At 47.0% G+C, this 17061-nt stretch carries 15 protein-coding genes; 8 read left to right on the forward strand and 7 right to left on the reverse strand.

The features are described 5' to 3' along the window. Window positions 1-58: 58 nt before the first annotated feature. Window positions 59-742, forward strand: coding sequence for a phosphatidylserine decarboxylase family protein (locus ACFQ2O_RS12055; protein ID WP_377527888.1), 684 nt, complete (start codon window positions 59-61; stop codon window positions 740-742). A 245-nt stretch (window positions 743-987) separates the two neighbouring features. On the opposite strand, the gene ACFQ2O_RS12060 is transcribed toward ACFQ2O_RS12055, so the two are convergent. After that, entirely contained in the window at window positions 988-1470 is a 483-nt protein-coding gene (locus ACFQ2O_RS12060; RefSeq protein ID WP_377527892.1) for a GAF domain-containing protein, read from the reverse strand. Window positions 1471-1525: 55 nt separating this feature from the next. Continuing rightward, the gene (ribD, locus tag ACFQ2O_RS12065; RefSeq protein ID WP_377527895.1) at window positions 1526-2557 is read right to left on the reverse strand and encodes a bifunctional diaminohydroxyphosphoribosylaminopyrimidine deaminase/5-amino-6-(5-phosphoribosylamino)uracil reductase RibD; all 1032 of its coding nucleotides are present in this window, start codon (window positions 2555-2557) and stop codon (window positions 1526-1528) included. Window positions 2558-2766: 209 nt separating this feature from the next. Here ribD and prmC point away from each other — a divergent pair, with 209 nt between their 5' ends. The 6 genes from prmC (at window position 2767) to rfbA (ending at window position 9154) form a co-directional block, all read left to right on the forward strand. Then, on the forward strand, window positions 2767-3621 hold the full coding sequence (prmC, locus tag ACFQ2O_RS12070) for a peptide chain release factor N(5)-glutamine methyltransferase (RefSeq protein ID WP_377527898.1): 855 nt from the start codon (window positions 2767-2769) through the stop codon (window positions 3619-3621). A 220-nt stretch (window positions 3622-3841) separates the two neighbouring features. Then, a complete protein-coding gene (locus ACFQ2O_RS12075; RefSeq protein WP_377527901.1) occupies window positions 3842-5131 on the forward strand; it encodes a nucleotide sugar dehydrogenase in 1290 nt (429 codons plus the stop codon). Between the two features lie 3 nt (window positions 5132-5134). Beyond that, window positions 5135-6166, forward strand: a complete 1032-nt coding sequence (galE, locus tag ACFQ2O_RS12080) for a UDP-glucose 4-epimerase GalE (protein WP_377527904.1) — start codon at window positions 5135-5137, stop codon at window positions 6164-6166. 2 nt (window positions 6167-6168) lie between these two features. Further along, complete coding sequence (gene rfbB / locus ACFQ2O_RS12085; RefSeq protein ID WP_377527908.1) at window positions 6169-7218, forward strand: dTDP-glucose 4,6-dehydratase; 1050 nt, start codon at window positions 6169-6171, stop codon at window positions 7216-7218. A 17-nt stretch (window positions 7219-7235) separates the two neighbouring features. Continuing rightward, window positions 7236-8264: an SDR family oxidoreductase gene (locus tag ACFQ2O_RS12090; RefSeq protein ID WP_377527911.1), complete on the forward strand. Its 1029-nt coding sequence runs from the start codon at window positions 7236-7238 to the stop codon at window positions 8262-8264. Between the two features lie 29 nt (window positions 8265-8293). Beyond that, window positions 8294-9154 carry a glucose-1-phosphate thymidylyltransferase RfbA gene (rfbA, locus tag ACFQ2O_RS12095; protein ID WP_377527914.1) on the forward strand — a complete coding sequence of 287 codons (861 nt, stop codon included), beginning with the start codon at window positions 8294-8296 and terminating at the stop codon, window positions 9152-9154. A gap of 352 nt (window positions 9155-9506) precedes the next feature. Here the strand turns inward: rfbA and chrA are convergent, their stop codons facing one another. Continuing rightward, on the reverse strand, window positions 9507-10676 hold the full coding sequence (chrA, locus tag ACFQ2O_RS12100) for a chromate efflux transporter (protein ID WP_377527917.1): 1170 nt from the start codon (window positions 10674-10676) through the stop codon (window positions 9507-9509). A 69-nt stretch (window positions 10677-10745) separates the two neighbouring features. After that, a complete protein-coding gene (locus ACFQ2O_RS12105) occupies window positions 10746-11729 on the reverse strand; it encodes an isopenicillin N synthase family dioxygenase (RefSeq protein ID WP_377527920.1) in 984 nt (327 codons plus the stop codon). Window positions 11730-11830: 101 nt separating this feature from the next. On the opposite strand from ACFQ2O_RS12105, the gene ACFQ2O_RS12110 reads away from it, so the two are divergent. Next, window positions 11831-12673: a hypothetical protein gene (locus ACFQ2O_RS12110; protein WP_377527923.1), complete on the forward strand. Its 843-nt coding sequence runs from the start codon at window positions 11831-11833 to the stop codon at window positions 12671-12673. A gap of 1236 nt (window positions 12674-13909) precedes the next feature. Here the strand turns inward: ACFQ2O_RS12110 and floA are convergent. The 3 genes from floA to proS form a co-directional block, all read right to left on the reverse strand. Continuing rightward, a complete protein-coding gene (gene floA, locus ACFQ2O_RS12115; RefSeq protein WP_377527926.1) occupies window positions 13910-14896 on the reverse strand; it encodes a flotillin-like protein FloA in 987 nt (328 codons plus the stop codon). Between the two features lie 10 nt (window positions 14897-14906). After that, a complete protein-coding gene (locus ACFQ2O_RS12120; RefSeq protein ID WP_377527929.1) occupies window positions 14907-15380 on the reverse strand; it encodes an NfeD family protein in 474 nt (157 codons plus the stop codon). A gap of 179 nt (window positions 15381-15559) precedes the next feature. After that, window positions 15560-17038, reverse strand: a complete 1479-nt coding sequence (proS, locus tag ACFQ2O_RS12125; RefSeq protein ID WP_377527931.1) for a proline--tRNA ligase — start codon at window positions 17036-17038, stop codon at window positions 15560-15562. Window positions 17039-17061 lie beyond the last annotated feature (23 nt).

Below are 17061 nucleotides of genomic sequence, written 5' to 3' on the forward strand. Positions count from 1 at the left end.
ATGTAACTGGATGGGCTATTATAAGTTATAATAGAACCGGCGGCAAAAAGATAAACGGATGAAAATTCACAAGGAAGGACGGAGAATCTTATTTTTCACATTGTTGATTTTAGTGGTGCTGAACATCGTGCTCTACTATTTCAATGCTGAAAACAATACTTTTAACATCATCTTCTCTGTAGTATCTGTTTTGCTCTTTCTGCTGATTCTGCAGTTCTTCCGTAGCCCGTACCGCAACCTGCTGCTGCACGAGGATCTGATTATTGCACCTGCCGATGGCAAGGTGGTGGTAATTGAGGAAGTGGAGGAGCCAGAGTACTTTAGCGATAAGCGTAAGCAGATCTCTATCTTTATGTCGCCGATAAACGTGCACATCACCCGCAACCCGGTGTCTGGCATTGTGAAGTACTTCAAATATCACCCAGGTAATTATTTTGTAGCCTGGCACCCGAAATCAAGCACGCAGAACGAAAGAACAACGGTTGTGGTAGAATCGTCAGCTGGTCCGGAAGTACTTTTCCGCCAGATTGCCGGAGCTATGGCGCGTAGAATTGTGTGGTATGTAAATGAAGGTGATGAAGTGAGCCAGGGCGAGGAGTTCGGCTTTATCAAGTTTGGCTCCCGTGTAGATATTTTCATGCCGCTGGATACAGAGATCAAAGTGGAACTGGGCCAGAAAACAAAAGGTGGACAAACCGTGATTGCACAGCTAAAAACAGAAACACCTCCTTTGTTCGGATAATCTTTAAGATGCTAGACTTTAGACGCTAGATATTAAACAAATGAAAAGGCCGCTGCAAGTATAAACTGCAGCGGCCTTTTTTTGTCTGACTCATGATTTTCAGGATTAGTGGATCTGCAGGATGTTTTTTAAAAACGCCTGTAAATGTCACAAGTCTTGCAAGATTTTACTCGTAGCTGCACGAGCAGTTGTAAGTTCCTATAAGCCCCAATCTCAACATGAGAGTCTAAAATCTAGCGTCTAATTTAATACCAGCTTTCCACCAGCTTCATCAATTGCTCCAGGTACTTTTGATCTGTTTCGTCGAAATCGTTCAACTGGTCACTGTCCACATCCAGCACCAGTTTTACCTCGCCATCTTTTATGGCTGGCAATACAATCTCAGACTTAGAGTCGCTGCTGCAGGCAATGTGTCCCGGGAATGCTTCTACATCTGGTACTAAAATGGTTTTTTGCTGCGTGTAGCAAGCCCCGCAAACGCCTTTGTGATAAGGTATGCGAGTGCAGGCTACCGGTCCCTGAAACGGACCCAACACCAATTGCCCCTCTTTGTTGAAGTATACGCCTACCCAAAAGAAGCCCATACCCTGGCGCAGGGCTGCTACCATGTTCGAGACATTCGCGATAAGGTCTGTTTCGCCTGTTGTTAGTGCTTCTATTTGCGGAAGCAGCGCTTTATACTTGTCCTCTTTGCTGAGGTTTGCATCTATAAGAAGAGACTCGGCCATTTTTTGATTTTGAATAACTGAAGTTTGAATGAATTTTAATAAGGCAAATAGGAATCTAGTGTCTAATGTAATGTAACAGTTGATCTGGTCCTATGGTTTGAATATTGTGCAATTGGCCATAAACCATACTTGGTGCCTTTACACCTGCAAGTAACGTGCTGTGCAGGCTCTTGAAAACCAATGCTTCATCCCAGAAGTTTTCCTGTAGCAGGCTCTCCAATAAAAAGGTGCCTCCTTCTACCATAACAGATAGTATGTTTCGCTGGTGCAAGTCGCGCATGATTTGCGGAAGAACTGGCTCCTGCTCCTGTAGCTGCACAAAGGTCAGGTTCTCCTGCTCGTCCTGCCTTTTAAAATTATAAACCACAGTAGGCTGACTGCCGTCAAGCAGGTGCAAGTGTGCAGGCAGTAGCAACTGCTTGTCAATAACCAGGCGCAGTGGGTTGTGTCCATGCCACAGGCGTGTGTTCAAGCGTGGGTTATCATATAAGGCGGTGCGGCTGCCTACCATAATCGCCTGCTCCTCAGCACGCCACTTATGTACTAGGCGCTGTGCCAGTTTACCACTTATTTGCTGCTGCTGATAGTTTGCAGCGGCAATAAAACCATCAGCGGTTTCAGCCCACTTCAACAGTATAAATGGCCGCTTTTGGGTATGGAAAGTGAAAAATCGTTTGTTCACCTCCAGGCCCTCTTCCTCAAGCACACCAACTTTTACTTGTGCACCACTGTCAAACAGCTTTTTGATGCCACGTCCGGCTACTAAGGGGTTAGGGTCAGTATTGCAGATCACCACATCCTTTACGCCATGTTGAATGAGCAGGTCGGCGCAGGGAGGCGTTTTGCCATAGTGTGAGCATGGCTCTAGTGTCACGTACACGCAGCTCTTGGGCAGTAGGCTTTTGTCTTCCACTGCTGCAACAGCGTTCACCTCGGCATGGGGGCCGCCATACTGCTTGTGCCAGCCTTCGCCTATAATGTGGCCTTCATGCACTATTACGCAGCCTACCATAGGGTTTGGGCTGGTGTAGCCACTGCCTAATTGGGCCAGTTCCAGGGCGCGGCGCATGTATATTTCGTCGGACATGCTGTAGTTGTATAATTGAAAATTCGGAAAGCTGGAAAGTTTAAAAGGAGCGTCAGCAAAGCCATGGCCTGCGCGTGTATGTCTACTAAGCTACAGATACTGCTCAGTCCAGAATTTTATGGCACTACTTCTAAAACTTAACCTTTTAACTTTCTAACTCCAAAAGCCTTACTTTTGCAAAGATATCTAAATCAAGTTAAAGTATAAGTGTGGCCACAATTCAGGAGTTACAGCAGCACATTCGGGCAAGTATAAAAAATGCCTACCCAGAGCCGGAAGCAGGTAGTATAGCACAGCTTGTGCTGGAACATGTGCTACAGAAAAACAGGCTGCAGCTGAGCCTGTCGCAGTTAGAGGAAGTGCCTGCGGTGCATATAGCAACGGTAGAAGAAATGGTAGAGCGTCTACAACAGCAGGAGCCGGTGCAGTACGTGTTAGGTGTAGCATACTTCTATGGTCTGGAACTGCAGGTAGATGAGCGCGTACTAATACCGAGGCCGGAAACCGAAGAGTTGGTAGACCTGGTGCTGCGGGAGCACAAAGGCAGAAAAGAGCTAACTATACTGGACGTATGCACCGGAAGCGGCTGTATTCCATTGGCTCTACAGGCTACTATGGCCGATGCCAAAGTATACGGTTTGGAGATTTCGGAAGGTGCTCTGCAGGTGGCTCAGGCAAACGCAGCCAAGTATAAGCTGCCAGTTGAGTGGCTGCAGGCAGATGTTTTTGAGCCTGTGCCTGGAATAGCCGCAGGTGCATTGGATATTATTACCAGTAACCCACCTTATGTGCTGGAGGAGGAAAAGGCTGTGATGCAAAATAACGTGCTGCAGTATGAGCCTCACCTGGCGTTGTTTGTACCCAATACTGATCCGCTGAAGTACTATAAAAGAATAACCAAAATAGGGCTACAGCTCCTAAAGAAAGGGGGTAAATTGTACTTCGAGATTAATGAACGCTATAGCCAAGAGGTGCAGGAGGAGCTGTTAAAGGCAGGTTTTGAGCAGATAAGAATAGTGTCAGATTTTTTCGGGAAAAACCGTATCGTGGTGGCTGTACGTTAACTTACGTTAAAAATTGGTGCATAATTCTCCTAAGTAGAAGTTAAAATTGTACTTTTGCAGTAGGGAAAGCCACTGACACTGATGTTTGTAGCAAAAGCATCTCTTCTTTTACAAAGTGAGGAACAGACACAAGTACTTGTGCCTTTGCTGAAAGAAAGCAGGAGTAGTGTGCAGAGGATAATCCAAATAAAAAAATTAAAGATTTAACAAGCTTACAATCGTGTACGAACAACTTATAAATAAAGAAGCCAAACTTGCAGTGATTGGCTTAGGCTATGTAGGATTACCTATCGCGCTTGCTTTTGCAAAAAAGATCAAAGTGATAGGTTTTGATATTAATTCGAAGCGCGTAGAACTGATGCGCAGTAACATCGACCCAAGTGGTGAGCTGGAAAGCGCTGACTTTGATGGGGCCGATATTGAGTTTACTGATAGTCTGGATGTGCTGCGGGAGGCACAGTTCTTTATTGTAGCAGTGCCAACGCCTATTGATGAGCATGCCATGCCGGATCTGAAGCCCCTGTTAGGTGCCTCTACAACGGTTGGTAAAGTGCTGAAGAAAGGAGATTATGTAGTATTTGAATCAACAGTATATCCTGGCTGTACAGAAGAAGATTGTGTGCCTGTGCTGGAGCGCGAATCAGGATTGAAGTTTATGGAGGACTTCAAAGTAGGTTACTCTCCAGAACGTATCAACCCGGGTGATAAAGAGCATACACTGGCTAAGATTGTAAAAGTAGTCTCTGGCTGCGGCAAAGAGTCGGCAGAGCAAATTGCCAAAGTATACGAACTGGTAATTGATGCCGGCGTACACCGTGCAGCTACGATCAAAGTGGCCGAGGCTGCCAAAGTAATCGAAAATACGCAGCGCGACCTCAACATCGCCCTGATGAACGAGCTGTCTATCATCTTTGATAAGATGAACATCAACACCTATGAAGTGTTGGAAGCAGCTGGTACAAAATGGAATTTCCTTCGCTTCTCTCCGGGTTTGGTAGGCGGCCATTGCATAGGCGTGGATCCATACTACCTGACCTATAAAGCTAAGGCGCTGGGATATGATGCTAAAGTTATACTGAGTGGCCGTAGCACCAATGATAACATGGGAGCCTATATTGCTAACAAGCTGGTGAAAATGATGATCAAAGGTGGTAAAAACATCTCGCAAACGAAAGTGCTGGTAATGGGTGCTACTTTTAAAGAGAACGTGGAGGACATCCGTAACTCAAAGGTAGTGGACGTGATTCGTGAGTTGGAAAGCTTTGGCGTGAAGGTAGAGGTAGTAGACCCTTATGCTAATTCAGAGGAACTGCAGCACGAGTATGGCTTTGGCTTAAAAGAAGAAGCGGGCAAGGATTATGATGCTGTGGTGGTGGCTGTACCGCACAAACCATATGCAGCATTAGAGGAAAGCTACTTTAAATCGATCATGAACGAACATCCTATTGTTGTCGATCTGAAAGGTATCCTCCGTGATAAAATCAAGAACATCGAATACACAAGCTTATAAGTTTTGACAAAAGAAAAAATACTGGTAACCGGAGGCGCAGGCTATATAGGCTCACATACCGTAGTAGAACTGGTTGAGGCTGGCTATGCCCCTGTTATTATAGATAACTTCTCTAACTCAGAGGAAAGTGCGCTAAATGGTATTGCGGCCATACTTGGTCATGATATAACCTGCCATCGTGTTGACTGTACAGATGCTGCGGCCCTGCGAAAGGTGTTTGAGGCGGAGGAAAATATTAGCGGGGTAATTCACTTTGCAGCCTATAAAGCTGTGGGTGAGTCGGTGGAGCAGCCGCTGAAGTACTACCACAACAACGTAGGCTCGCTGGTGACACTGCTGCAGGTGATGGGTGAGTTCAACGTAACCAACCTCGTATTCTCTTCTTCGTGCACCGTGTATGGCATACCCGAGCAGTTGCCGGTAACAGAGCAGACGCCGGTGCAGAAAGCCAATTCGCCTTATGGCAATACCAAAAAAATCTGTGAGGAGATTCTGACGGACTTGGCTAATAGCGGAAGCAGCATCAAAAGTATTGCATTGCGCTACTTCAATCCTATTGGAGCACACCCTTCTGCCAAGATCGGAGAGTTACCATTGGGCGTACCAAGCAACCTCGTGCCGTTCATCACCCAGACGGCTGCCGGTATTCGGCAGCAGCTCACGGTGTTTGGCAATGATTACGACACACCGGATGGGACTAACATTCGAGATTATGTGCACGTGGTGGATCTTGCCAAAGCGCACGTAGTGGCAGTAGAAAGAATGCTGGCCGGAAAGGTAGCAGACATTGAGTTCTTCAATGTAGGCACCGGACAGGGAAATACCGTGCTGGAGGCCATACATGCTTTTGAGCGTGCCACAGGCGAAAAACTGAACTACAAGATTGGAGGCCGCCGCGCAGGCGATGTGCCGAAGATTTATGCTGATGTAACCAAAGCAACCGAAGAGTTGGGCTTTGAAACCACCAGCACACTGGAGGAAGCCATGAAAAGCGCCTGGGACTGGCAGTTATCTCTTCAAAAAGAAAAAGCATAAGTATGAAAATATTGATCACGGGCGGAGCGGGTTTTATTGGCTCGCATGTGGTGCGCCTGTTTGTTACCAAATACCCGAACTACCAGATTTACAACCTCGACAAGCTGACGTACGCCGGCAACCTGGCGAACCTGTCTGACATCGAGGATCGGGAGAACTATACTTTCCTGAAAGGTGATATCGTGGATGCCGCCTATCTGGAGGGAATATTCTCAGAGTACAAATTCGACGCAGTAATTCACCTGGCGGCAGAGTCGCACGTGGATCGCTCCATCTCCGATCCCCTGGCCTTTGTGCAGACGAACGTGATCGGCACAGTAAATTTGCTGAATACGGCTAAGAGTCACTGGAAGGATAACCTGCAGGACCACCTGTTTTACCATATTTCCACCGATGAGGTGTATGGCTCTTTAGGAGAAGACGGTTTGTTCACAGAAGAGACAGCCTATGATCCGCGCTCCCCATACTCCGCCTCCAAAGCAAGCTCTGATCATTTCGTGCGGGCATGGTTCCATACCTATGGCTTGCCTGTCAAAATATCAAACTGCTCCAACAACTACGGCCCAAACCACTTCCCGGAAAAGCTGATTCCGCTGGCCATTCACAACATCCAGAGCGAGAAGCCGGTGCCGGTATACGGCAAAGGAGAGAACGTACGCGACTGGCTGTATGTGCTGGACCACGCCCGTGCCATTGATGTGATTTTCCATGAGGGCAAAGTGGGGGAGACCTACAACATAGGCGGTGTGAATGAGTGGAAGAACCTGGATTTGATCGAGCTGCTCTGCGACCAGATGGACGAGAAGCTGGGCCGCGAGAAGGGCTATTCCCGTAAGCTCATCACCTTCGTGAAAGACCGTGCTGGTCATGACCTGCGCTACGCTATCGACTCCTCTAAGCTGATGAACGAGCTGGGCTGGAAGCCGTCTGTAACGTTTGAGGAAGGCCTTAGCAAAACGGTAGACTGGTACCTGGAGAACCCGGAGTGGCTGAATGACGTGACTTCCGGCAACTACCAGAGCTACTACGAGCAGCAGTATACACACAGATAAGTATAGAGATTTATAGTATGTACGAATTACCTTTTCATAATAAGCCGCTGGAGAACCTGTCTTTCCTTGTAACTGGCGGAGCGGGCTTTATTGGCTCTAATCTAGTAGAATACCTGCTGAAGTATAAAGTGGGTAAAGTGCGCGTGCTGGATAATTTCTCGAACGGTTTTCGCAAGAACATTGAGCAGTTTCAGGACAATCCTGCTTTCGAGTTATTGGAAGGTGATATCCGTGATCCGGAAACATGTATGGCGGCCTGCAAGGGTATGGATGTGGTGCTGCACCAGGCAGCACTTGGTTCTGTGCCCAGAAGTATAAATGATCCGATCACGAGTAATAACGTGAACATCGGCGGCTTTGTGAACATGCTTACTGCTGCCAAGGAAAACAACATCAAGCGCTTCGTGTACGCTGCTTCTTCCTCTACTTACGGCGATAGCAAAGAGCTGCCAAAGGTGGAAGATCGCATTGGTAGGCCCCTTTCTCCTTACGCCGTGACCAAGTATGCGAATGAGCTGTACGCGGATGTGTTCGGCAAAACGTATGGCATGGAAATCATCGGGCTTCGCTACTTCAATATCTTTGGTCCGAGACAGGATCCGAATGGAGCTTATGCCGCCGTTATACCGCTGTTCATTGATGCGCTTATTCAGGGCGAGTCGCCAAAGATTAACGGTGACGGTGGACAGACGCGTGACTTCACGTTTGTGGAGAACTGTGTGCAGGCCAACATCAAGGCGGCGCTGGTAGAGAATACAGAGGCGGTAAACCAAGTATATAACATTGCCGTGGGCGATAGAACTTCTTTGCTGGAGATGTTCAACATCCTAAAGGAGACTGCAAATTCAAGTGTGGAGCCGGTACACGGCCCGGACCGTGCGGGCGATATACGCGATAGCCTGGCCGATACTTCCAAGGCGCAGCGCCTGTTGAACTACAACCCGCAGGTGCGCATCACTGAAGGGCTGCAGCGCACGTTTGACTGGTTCAGAGGTAATCAGGAGTTCATCTACAGAGATACAGATAAAGCTGTTGTTGCCAAATAAGGCGCAGGCAATTCTATAATAGAAAACAAATGAAAGGAATCATACTTGCCGGGGGCTCCGGCACCAGGCTTCACCCGCTGACGCTGGCAGTAAGCAAACAGCTGATGCCGGTCTACGATAAGCCGATGATCTACTATCCGCTTTCTACGCTGATGCTGGCGGGCATACGCGAGATTCTGATCATCTCCACACCACACGATTTGCCTATGTTCGAGCGCCTGCTGGGCGATGGCAGCCAGATCGGCTGCAAATTCAGCTACAAGGTGCAGGAAGTACCGAACGGGCTGGCGCAGGCTTTCGTGATCGGGGAGGATTTCATCGGGGATGATAAGGTAGCGCTCATACTTGGCGACAACATATTCTACGGCTCGGGCATGGGTTCCGTGCTGCGTGAGAACGCCGACCCTGAAGGGGGAGTAGTGTACGCTTACCACGTGCAGGACCCGGAGCGTTACGGGGTGGTGGAGTTTGACGGGCAAATGAAGGCCGTTTCCATTGAGGAGAAGCCGCTGGAGCCGAAGTCAAGCTACGCTGTGCCAGGCCTGTACTTCTACGACAACGAGGTGGTGCAGATTGCCAAGAGCCTGGAGCCGAGCGCACGAGGCGAGTACGAGATCACGGACGTAAACCGCGAGTACCTGAAAAGAGGCAAGCTGAAGGTGGGCATCCTCAACCGGGGCACCGCCTGGCTCGACACCGGCACGATCGCCTCGCTGATGCAGGCGGCAACCTTTGTACAGGTAATTGAGGAGCGGCAGGGGCTTAAGATTGGTTGTATTGAGGAGGTAGCCTGGCGCATGGGCTTTATCAACGAAGAGCAGCTAAGGCAGATTGCAGAGCCCTTGAGAAAGAGCGGCTATGGAGAATACCTGCTCCAGATTCTGAAGTAGATATTAATCAAATAAGATAAGTATGAACAAGCCAGCCGGTAACACGGCTGGCTTGTTTATTTTGCAGGCGGGGCTATGTGCCGGTAAAGTTCGTTGAAGGGCGATCTAGCTTTCACTAATGTCATCTCGAACATAGGGAAAGATCTTTGCAGAATTCCAGATAGATTTCTTAGAGTTTGCTCCCTCATTTCCGCTCCCGCCTTATGCGTACTCAAAATGGTAACAGCCTTGGGAGATGATAAGGTATGTAGTTGCGGTAAGTATCAACGGTTTTGCTGATACCAGGCACTAGCGAACGCTTGCGCCAGAGACATGTATATTTTTGACTTCAAGTATAAGACGAGCTATACTTCTACAGCAAAAAGCCCAGCAGTAGCCCGGTAAGTATAAGTATGGGCGCAGGGATTTTGGTAAACATAAGCAGGCTGAAGGTGGCAACTACAATACCAAAATTTAAAGGTGTGTTTGGGACGGGATGGTATAAAAGTATAGCCGCAGCCACCACCATACCGGAACTGACTGCACTAATGCCTTCCAGAGAAGCACGTACTACCCTATATTTCTTCAGCTCATCCCAGAACCTGATCACAAAGAAGATAAGAAAGGTGCCCGGCAGGAAAATACCGACAGTAGCCACAAAAGAGCCTAAGAATTGTCCGGCAATGCCGTACCTGCGCATTGCTAAGTTTCCTACAAAAGAACAGAACGAAAACGTAGGGCCCGGTAAAGCCTGCACAATAGCATAACCTGATAAAAACTCTTCGCCTGTTAAGTAATGTTTGAAGTCTACGAATTCAGAATAGAGTAATGGAATAAGCACCTGGCCTCCTCCAAAAACAAGTGTTCCGTTACGGTAGAAGTTTTCGAACAGGCGCACAGGTAATGACGAAGTATAGGCACCCAACAAGGCAGCCACGACTAGCACAGCTACGAATAGTATAAAATTAGCCCATTCAATCTTCAGCTTTTTGTCTTTCTCAAGGGGGTGCTGCTTAAAGCGCAGGGCTGTAACAGCGCCCCCTGCCAACAGCAACACCGGAAACACCCAAGGCGAAGAAAAGAAATACGCAAGTATGGCCGAAACCACCATTAGTATAACCGCGGTTTTGGTGTGTACTACTTTAGAGCTGATCATGTACCCGGCATAAGCCACAAAACCCACCGCCATAGGCTGAAGGTATCTGAGAAACGCCAGCGAAATGCCCTGCTCTTGTAAGTAGGTTATGGCTACGGCAGCTATAGCCATGATAGTGGCAGCAGGTAAGATCCAAATAAGGAGGGTAATGTAGGCTAAGTTGGGCCCACCGATTTTATAGCCAATAGCGGTAATAGTTTGGGTGGAAGTGGGGCCGGGAAGTATGGAACATAGAGCATTGAGCTCAATTAACTCTTGCTCCGACAGATACCGGCGCTTCTCAACCAGCAGCTTAAACATAATAGCAATATGCGCCTGTGGCCCACCAAAAGCGGTAAGGGCCAATACTAGCACGTCCTTCAGAAAGATGTAGTAGCGCAAGCTCATAGCGGCATAAAAATAAAAAAAGAGAGACAGCTTTTAGCTATCTCTCTTTTATATAATTAAAGTTTACACTTAGGCTTTTTTCAGGCCAAGCTCTATCAGGCGCTCGTTTAGGTATTCACCTGCAGTGGCATCCGGAAAAGCTTTAGGATTTTTCTCATTAATGCAGCTCTCCAGGCAAGTCAGGTCCATTTCGGAGCGGGGGTGCATAAAGAATGGAATAGAGTAGCGCGATGTATGCATCAGCTCGCGCGGCGGGTTTACTACACGGTGAATAGTAGACTTTAACTTATTATTCGTTAAACGAGCCAGCATATCGCCAACGTTTACCACTACTTGCTCAGGCAGAGCTGTAATAGGGATCCACTGGCCGTCGCGGCGAAGCACTTGCAGGCCATCAGCACTGGCACCCATCAGCAACGTAATCAGGTTAATATCGCCGTGCTCGGCAGCGCGCACAGCATTGGCAGGAACACTGTCTGGGTTCTCAATAGGGAAGTAGTGAATAGGGCGCAAAATGCTGTTACCATACTTTACTTTCTCATCAAAGTAAGTTTCTTCCAGGTTTAGATGCAGGGCAATGGCACGTAGCACTTGCTTGCCTGCAGCTTCCAGTTTTCTGTACGCCTCCAGAGTGGCCTCTTTAAAACCTTCTACCTCTGTAGGGAAAATATTAGCGGGATATTCTGATTTAATAGGATCGCTGTCTGGAATACCATTTAGATCCTGGCCCACATGAAAGAATTCTTTCAGGTCGCCGGTGTTGAAGCCTTTTGCTTTTTCCTTGCCCTTGCCTATGTAGCCGCGTTGGCCGGCAAGTTCAGGGTTTTCATATTTTTGCTTTACCTCGTCAGGCAGGCTAAATAGCTCTTGTGTGGTAGCATAGAGCCTTTGGGTTAGCTCATTACTAAGGCCATGGTTACGCAGGGCAATAAAACCGATGTTCTGGTAGGCATCACCCAACTGCTTAACAAATTGCGCCCTTTTCTCCGCATCACCAGAAGTAAAGTCTTCCAGATCAAGAGAAGGAATTTCGTCAAACAAAATCTCGCTCATATATATTTTAGCGTATACTTTATAGTAATGTTCACGTAGTTCGCAATATACAAAGAAAATGATTAAATTAGCTGCTCAGCTAATAACCAAACACCAAGGAAATGAAAAAAACATACCTACTTCTGGCTTCGGCTCTGATGCTTGGTTTCTCTGCCTGCGATACAGCCCGACAGACGCAGGATGCCGAAACGCAAACACCTGTTACATCTGCCAGAGGCGATGGGCCTACACCTGTAGGCGCTGTAATGAGTAAAAATGGGTTACGTGTATTTGCGTTTGATGACTCTCAGAAATACCCTGAGTCGCAGTTGCGTCTTAACACACCTCCAGCTGGTAGTGTCGTGGAGCCAGGGCCGGTAGAATTTAACTATACGCTCTCTAATTATCAGCTTACCCGTATGACGCCGCACTCCAACGCAGACCATATGGCAAACTCGCAGGAGGGGCAGCATATTCATAATATTGTTGATAATGAGCCATACACGGCGCACTATCAAACAGACTTCACTAAAGAGCTGGCAGAAGGTGAGCACGTGATTTTATCGTTCTTGTCTCGCTCCTACCACGAAAGCTTAAAGCATAAAGGTGCTTATGATGTAAGAAAAGTTACAGCGGGCAGACCTGCAACAAGCTTAAATATTGACTTGGGCGCCCCAAACATGTTCTATAGCCGCCCGAAAGGCGAGTATGTAGGGGATGATACGGAGCAGGTGATGCTGGACTTCTACCTGATTAACACAGACCTGTCTACTGCTGGAAACAGAGTGCGAGCTACCATCAACGGTACTGAGTTTATACTTGACCGCTGGTTGCCATACGTTATGGAAGGCCTGCCAATGGGTGAGAATACCATCAAACTGGAACTGATCGATAAAAACGGCAATGTACTGCCTGGTCCATACAATAGTGTAACCCGCACTTTTACACTGAAGCCAGCGGCTTAAGCTGATACTTAGTATAAAATATAAGCGCCTGCTTTCTTTAGAGGAAGCAGGCGTTTTGTTTTTAAGTTAGATTAAGACTTAGTTATTCTTTCACATATCTTAGTTTCGGCCTCTACGGAACATAAAAGTAGTTATCGGGGAAATAGCCTTTCCAGCCAACTGGAGGGGGTGCGGGTTTTGGTACTTTCAAGGGGCGGGGAAACTTCCGGTAGGCTAATTTATATTTAACTTTCTATATAGTATATTCGGCAGCCCGGTTCTATATGTCCAACTACTGTTGGACGGCTAAACAGAATAAACTCCGTTTATACTCTATTTGTACGCTATTTTGAGCGACCAAAATCATGGCAAATCAAGAAGAATTGAAGGAGAACAAGTAGATAGTGAGAAACAAGAAATTAGGCTTAGTGACTTTTTTATCAAACTTAGTTCCTGCATGGTTCAGCGCAGTTGCACCTATATTTCTTCTGTTCTCATTATTTGCTTTGATGATATCAGTCCGTGCCTGCTTTTCAGAGCGTGTAGACAAAAATGAAGGAGTAAGAATAGTCCTTTACACCTTGTTTGTTTTAGGGGGAATGTCCAGCGTCTTCCTTATCTATGAATTATCGATTGATTGAAAGGAGAAACACCAAATAGTGGCAATGCTAATCAAAGAAATAAAATATAAAAGTGCTTGTATTATATAGTATAGTAACAGGAACGAATGCACTACGGATTAATAAAATATGAAAATAGGTCTTACCATACTTTGTATCTTCTCAATAATTTCAGGAACTATGATAATGGTAAGGCACAAGTTCTACAAGTATGACATAAATGACATGTTGTTTGTGACTAAGCTTAAATCATTTACACTCGGGCTAATCCTTATCTTGATAGGGCTTTATGGTTTATTAGATGGAGTTGCGAAACTTTTGAATATATAAAGCTCCTTCGATTCACCGATGAAAAAAGCTACTGACCACTAACAAGACCTATAAATTAGCTTCACCACCTTGTAGCAGATACGGTGAATATGAACTAATTAGTTAAAAAAAGAAAAATGCCAGCAGGTAACAATGTACATAAGCCAAGCTTCAGCTACGCCTCGCTCGTGTTATGTACCAGCCGTTGCTCTTGCTTAACATAAAAGAGGTTTATCAGGCAATACTGACTACCACACTTATTTAAAACTAAAAAGGGGCCACTCCATAGATTGGAGTGGCCCCTTTTTAGTTTTAAACATTTACTTGCTTACTCTTTCGGCTTACCAGTATTGCCTTGCTCTGGTTTGGCAATAGCGTTGCGCATGTCGGTGTCAGACTGGATGTTCTGCATACGGTAATAGTCCATAATGCCCAATTGGCCGCTGCGGAAGGCTGCAGCGATAGCTTGAGGTACTTCAACCTCTGCCTGAATTACGTTGGCGCGTGCTTCCTGTGCTTTTGCTTTCATTTCCTGCTCTACGGCAACGGCCATGGCGCGGCGCTCTTCAGCCTTGGCTTCGGCAACACGCAGGTCGGCTCCGGCCTGATCTATTTGCAGCTTCGCACCAATGTTCTCGCCTACATCAATATCGGCAATATCGATAGATAGAATCTCGTAAGCAGTTCCGGCATCCAAACCTTTCTGTAGCACAAGTTTTGAGATCATGTCCGGGTTCTCGAGCACAGTCTTGTGTGAGGTAGAAGAGCCTATGGAGGTTACAATGCCCTCACCCACACGAGCAAGGATCGTTTCTTCACCGGCACCACCCACTAATTGGTTTATATTGGCACGGACAGTGACACGCGCCTTTGCTATCAGCTGGATACCGTCCTGCGCTACAGCAGCTACGTTTGGCGTGTTAATCACCTTTGGGTTTACAGAAGTAGTTACAGCCTCAAACACGTTACGGCCAGCCAGGTCTATGGCGGTTGCTTGTTTAAAAGACAACGGGATGTTAGCCTTATCTGCTGAAATCAACGCTTTGATAACCATCGGTACGTTGCCACCAGCCAGGTAATGCGTTTCCAGTTCGGTGGTAGTTAAATCTATGCCAGCCTTGGTCGAGTTAATCATGGAGTTCACGATCAGGCTTGGCGGCACTTTTCTGATGCGCATAAATACCAGTTCCAGTAAGCCTACTTTCACACCTGAGAAAAGAGCTGTGATCCAAAGGCTGATCGGAACAAAGTATAAAAAGACCATGAGCAGTATAATGCCGCCTGCAATAAGAAAAATTGCGGATAAGTTTTCCATCTGTATAAGGTTAGGAGATTGCTTCTACTATTATTTGATTTTGATTAAGCTTGATGATTCGGATAGGAGTGTTGGGGTTGATGTATTCTCCTTGCGTGTGCACTTCGTGGTGCCTGTCTGCAAAAAGGGCAGTACCCTGTGGGCGTAAGGCAGAAACGGCCTGGCCTGTTTCACCTACAGTAAGCATATGCTGATACTCCTCATTTACGTGGCCACGGTTCTGGTCTTTCAAGGCAAAGCGAGACCAGCTGTCAGACCGGAAACTATAGGCGAAAGCAGCTCCCCCTACCACAACAGTAGTGGCAAGTATAATGTGTCCGATGTTAGTGCCTAGGGCAGCATAGCCAATCCAGATACCGATGCCGGTAAGTATAAAACCCAGGATACCCACTACAGTAGTGCCAGGTACAAAAATCAGCTCTACAATTACAAGTAGCAGCCCGACGCCAATAAGAAGTATGACGGTTATCCAATCTAGTAACATAGTACGTTCTGCTTATAAAGTAAATATAGTGATTTCTTTACCATATTGACATGATTGTAGTCACCTATTTGCAGTTACTTCTTATCATTAAGCTTTAAGCTGCTAAACGTAAAAGCGCTGCCTCCTATTCCGGAAGCAGCGCTTTTGAAATTTATTGTTACAGTTAAGGAGCAGCGGTATTAATAAGCTTTAGCGAAGTATACGCGCTGTTTGCTTGGCTTACCAGTCAACATATCCACACCCTCTTCTTCTGGTGTGTTTATCGCTATGCAACGGATAGTAGCCTTGGTCTCTTCTTTGATGCGCTCTTCTGTCTCTGGTGTGCCATCCCAATGCGCCAGTACAAAACCTCCTTTGTTTTCCAGCACATCCTTAAACTCTTCATAAGAATCAACCTTCGTGGTGTGTTCTTCGCGGTAAGAGAAGGCTCTGTTGTAAATGTTCTCCTGTATCTCGTCTAACAAGGCAGGGATATAGGTGTTCAGGCTGTCAAATTGCTGTGAGCTTTTCTCTTTGGTGTCGCGGCGGGCAATTTCGGCTGTTCCGTTCTCTAAATCACGGGCACCGATGGCAATACGCACCGGCACACCTTTCAGCTCCCATTCAGCAAACTTAAAGCCAGGACGCTCGGTGTCGCGGTCATCGAACTTCACGCTGATGCCTTTAGCTTCTAACTCACGCTTCAAGCCATTTACTTTCTCAGAGATTTGCGCCAGCTGCTCCTCGCCTTTGTAAATCGGCACGATTACTACCTGTATAGGTGCTAATTTCGGAGGAAGAACAAGCCCTTCATCATCAGAGTGCGCCATTACCAAAGCACCCATTAAACGTGTACTCACGCCCCACGATGTTCCCCACACGTGCTCCAGGCCACCTTCTTTGGTTGCGTACTTTACATCAAAAGCCTTGGCAAAGTTCTGGCCTAAAAAGTGAGAAGTGCCTGCCTGCAAGGCCTTTCCGTCCTGCATTAATCCTTCGATACAATAAGTATCGAGAGCACCTGCAAAGCGTTCGCTAGGTGTTTTCACGCCTCGGATTACTGGCAAGGCAATATACTGCTCGGCAAAGGTAGCGTACACTTCCATCATCTGCTTTGTCTCGGCAATGGCTTCGTCAGCGGTAGCATGTGCCGTATGGCCTTCCTGCCACAGGAATTCTGCTGTGCGCAAAAACAGGCGCGTACGCATTTCCCAGCGTACTACGTTTGCCCACTGGTTTATTAGCAGGGGCAGGTCACGGTAGCTTTGTATCCAGTTTTTATAAGTGCTCCAGATAATGGCTTCTGATGTGGGGCGCACAATCAGTTCTTCCTCTAGTTTTGCATTTGGGTCAACACGCAGCTTACCGGCATTGTCAGGGTCTGTTTGCAGGCGGTAGTGGGTAACCACAGCGCACTCTTTTGCAAAACCTTCTGCGTTTTGCTCTTCGGCCTCAAACAAGCTTTTGGGTACAAACAGCGGGAAGTATGCATTTTGGTGCCCAGTGGCTTTAAACATATCATCCAGTACACGCTGCATCTTCTCCCAGATAGCGAAGCCGTATGGTTTGATGACCATGCACCCACGCACTGCTGAATTCTCAGCCAGCCCGGCTTTCTTCACCAGCTCGTTATACCACAGAGAGTAGTCCTCGCTTCTTTTTGGTAGCCCTTTGCTCATTTCGATCTAAAATTATCTTATAT

Origin of the sequence: Pontibacter rugosus, assembly GCF_042678745.1 — a bacterium.
GTDB lineage: Bacteria > Bacteroidota > Bacteroidia > Cytophagales > Hymenobacteraceae > Pontibacter > Pontibacter rugosus.